This window comes from Roseicyclus sp., assembly GCF_052168335.1.
Lineage (GTDB): Bacteria > Pseudomonadota > Alphaproteobacteria > Rhodobacterales > Rhodobacteraceae > Roseibacterium.
Window position 1 is genome coordinate 1 of the sequence record NZ_JBQLZP010000645.1, and the last position, 2,800, is coordinate 2,800.

Sequence of the window (2,800 nt, forward strand, 5' to 3'; positions counted from 1 at the left end):
TCACGCCGGTCAGCTGCTTGTGCCGGACCTTGGCCGACAGCTTTCCAGGGATCGCCGAGAGCGCGAAGAACCAGAAGCCGATCAGCACCAGGAGGTTCGCGATGTGCACCATGAACATCGGCGGGAACCAGACCTGCACCACCGTCGCGCTGCGGTAGCCGATGACCATGAGGACGATCGACGCGACCAGCAGAAGCGCCACGAGCCCCTTGCCGGCGTCGCCCATCTTGGCGCGCCGGGCCGGCGCCAGCCGCTTGAACCAGTGGGCTCCCGCCCAGAGCGCAATGCCCAGTATCAGCAGAACATATCCCATCAGGCCGCCTCCAGTGCCGCGATCGCCTCAGCTCGGGCGAGCGTCGCGCGGGCGGTGTCGACATGCAAGTTCTCGACGATCCTGCCGTCCACGACCGCGACGCCTTGTCCCTCCCGGACGGCCTCCTCGTACGCGGCGATCTGGCGGCGGGCGAGGGCGACCTCCTCCTCCGACGGGGCGAAGGCGGCGTTGGCGATCTCGACCTGCGCGGGGTGGATCAGCGTCTTGCCGTCGAAGCCGAAGTCGCGCCCCTCGGCGCATTCGGCGCGCAGGCCATCCTCATCGCGGAAGGCGTTGTAGACGCCGTCGACGCAGACAAGGCCATAGGCGCGCGCGGCCAGCAGGCAGAGCTGGAGCGAGGTCGTCATCGCGGCGCGCGTGCGGCTGCCGAGCTCCTTGGCGAGGTCGTTGGTGCCCATCACGAAGCCCGCCATGCGCGGCGCGGCGGCGATGGCGGCGGCGTTGAGGATGCCCGCGGGCGTCTCCATCATCGCCCAGATGGCGGTTTCCTCCGTCCCGGGCCGCGCGTCGAGCCGGCGGGCCAGCGCCTCGATGTCGGCGGCGCCGTTCACCTTGGGCAGGAGGATCGCCTGAGGCCGCGCGGCGGCAAGCGTGTCGAGATCCTCCGCGCCCCATTCGGTGTCGAGCCCGTTGATCCGCACGATCTGTCCGCGGGGCCCGTATCCGCCCCCGGCCAGCGTCTGGGCCAGCAACGTCCGGGCGGCGGGCTTCTCCTCGGCCGAGACGGCGTCCTCGAGGTCGAAGATGATCGCGTCGCAGGGAATGCCGCGCGCCTTCTCCAGCGCCCGCGGCTTCGATCCGGGGATGTAGAGGACCGAGCGGAAGGGCCGCGCGCGATGATCCATGGGTGCCTCCGTCGTGGCAGACTCTGGGTGGCGGCTGGGAAAACATGGGCGGCGCGCGAAATCAAGTTCCGAATTGCCGCGCTGCAGAAGAAGATTGTTGCGCATGCGAAGCCGGACACCATGTCGGGCTTCATGTCGCGTTAACCTTCTCCATGGCAGTCTGCCGGAGTCGCCGTCCTCCGATCGCAGGGACGGCCCCCACCGAGACGCGCGCCCGGCGCCGCTCGGCGGGGCCGCCGCGCGCGCTTCTCCAGCGCAGGACGGCACGCATGACTGACACATCTCGCCGGATCTTCACCGCCCTCCTCGCGGCCTTCGTCGTCGCGGCGATCCTTCCCTCCCGCGCCGAGGCGCAGTCGGCCTGCGGGCTCCGCGCGCAGGTCGTGGAGCGCCTTGCGTCGCGCTACGGCGAAACGCTGCGCGGCATCGGCCTCGCCGCCGACAACCGCATCCTCGAGATCTTCGCCTCCCGGGAGACCGGGACCTGGACCATCGCCGTGACCTCGCCTTCGGGGATCACCTGCCTCATCGCCACGGGACAGCACTACGAAGCCGTTCCTCCCGCACCGGAGGGCGAGCCGACCTAGCCGCCGAGCCCGAGCCCGTCCCAGAGGAGCTTCAGCCCCGTCAGCACCAGCGCCACGTATGCCACGGCGAAGAAGGCGCGCTCGGGGATCACGGCATGGGCCCGCACGCCGATGAAGGTTCCGACCAGCGCGAACGGGATGATCGCGGCCGAGGCGCCGAGCGTCGACAGCGAGAAGAGGCCGATCAGCGTGTAGATCACCGCCTTCAGCGCGTTCACCACCCAGAAGACAATCACCGAGGTGGCGTGGTAGTCGGTCTTGCCGATGCCGTCCTGCCCGAGCATGAAGACGGCGAAGGGCGGCCCGCCCGCATGGGCCACGAAGCTCGTGAAGCCCACGGCGGTTCCCGCCGCCCAGCCCTTGCGCGCGTCGAAGGGGCGGGGGCGGGGCGCGATCCATCCCCGCGTCATCGCCACCCGGTAGATGACGAAGGCCGCCGCGATCCCGCCGATCAGCACGCGGATCGCGTCGTCGGACACGACCGACAGGAGAATAGCCCCGAGCGCCAGTCCCGGCAAAGATCCGATCAGGATGGCGCGCGCCGAGGGCGCGTGCCATTTGCCCCAATAGGCGCGCACCGCCGCCACGTCGATCGCCATGAGCACCGGCAGCATCAGGGCGAGCGCCACCCCCGGCTCCACCACCACCGCGAGAATCGCGGAGCTGGCGAAGCCGAGCGAGCCGCCGAAGCCGCCCTTCGAGATTCCCGCCAGAAGCGCCGCCATCGCCGCGAGCGCGAACACCCAACCGTCGAGCACGGCCTCTCCTTTCGCCAGACTTGCCAGAGCCTTGCACCCAAGGGGCGTTCGGCACGCGCCCCATGGGGCTTTCCGCCGCGCTTGCGCAGGGCTTGCGCGGGGCGCGGGGCGCGGCTACCCCAAGCGCCGATACCAACGAGGGACTTGGAGATCAATCTCATGGCCAGACCCAAGATCGCGCTGATCGGCGCCGGACAGATCGGTGGCACGCTCGCCCATCTCGCCGCGCTGAAGGAACTGGGCGACGTCGTCCTCTTCGACATCGCCGAGGGCACC

The 2,800-nt window shown here is 70.1% G+C and carries 4 protein-coding genes and 1 pseudogene; 2 read left to right on the forward strand and 3 right to left on the reverse strand.

The annotated features are described in order from the left end of the window. A partial coding sequence (locus ACTS11_RS19750; RefSeq protein ID WP_442641995.1) for an NnrU family protein occupies window positions 1-313 on the reverse strand: 313 nt, incomplete at its 3' end. Beyond that, the gene (locus ACTS11_RS19755) at window positions 313-1,179 is read right to left on the reverse strand and encodes an HpcH/HpaI aldolase/citrate lyase family protein (RefSeq protein ID WP_442641996.1); all 867 of its coding nucleotides are present in this window, start codon (window positions 1,177-1,179) and stop codon (window positions 313-315) included. The genes ACTS11_RS19750 and ACTS11_RS19755, both read right to left, overlap by 1 nt. Window positions 1,180-1,448: 269 nt before the next feature. Here ACTS11_RS19755 and ACTS11_RS19760 point away from each other — a divergent pair, with 269 nt between their 5' ends. Then, on the forward strand, window positions 1,449-1,766 hold the full coding sequence (locus ACTS11_RS19760) for a hypothetical protein (RefSeq protein ID WP_442641997.1): 318 nt from the start codon (window positions 1,449-1,451) through the stop codon (window positions 1,764-1,766). Here ACTS11_RS19760 and ACTS11_RS19765 read toward each other — a convergent pair. Beyond that, window positions 1,763-2,524, reverse strand: coding sequence for a sulfite exporter TauE/SafE family protein (locus ACTS11_RS19765; protein WP_442641998.1), 762 nt, complete (start codon window positions 2,522-2,524; stop codon window positions 1,763-1,765). The two genes, ACTS11_RS19760 and ACTS11_RS19765, sit on opposite strands and share 4 nt — an antisense overlap. Before the next feature lie 159 nt (window positions 2,525-2,683). On the opposite strand from ACTS11_RS19765, the pseudogene ACTS11_RS19770 reads away from it, so the two are divergent. Then, window positions 2,684-2,800, forward strand: a pseudogene (locus ACTS11_RS19770) (malate dehydrogenase); the annotation flags it as partial.

Excerpts from the sequence above, each read along its gene's own strand:
- ACTS11_RS19755 (WP_442641996.1), bottom strand. The coding sequence starts at position 1,179 with ATGGATCATCGCGCGCGGCCCTTCCGCTCGGTCCTCTACATCCCCGGA.
- ACTS11_RS19760 (WP_442641997.1), top strand. The coding sequence starts at position 1,449 with ATGACTGACACATCTCGCCGGATCTTCACCGCCCTCCTCGCGGCCTTC.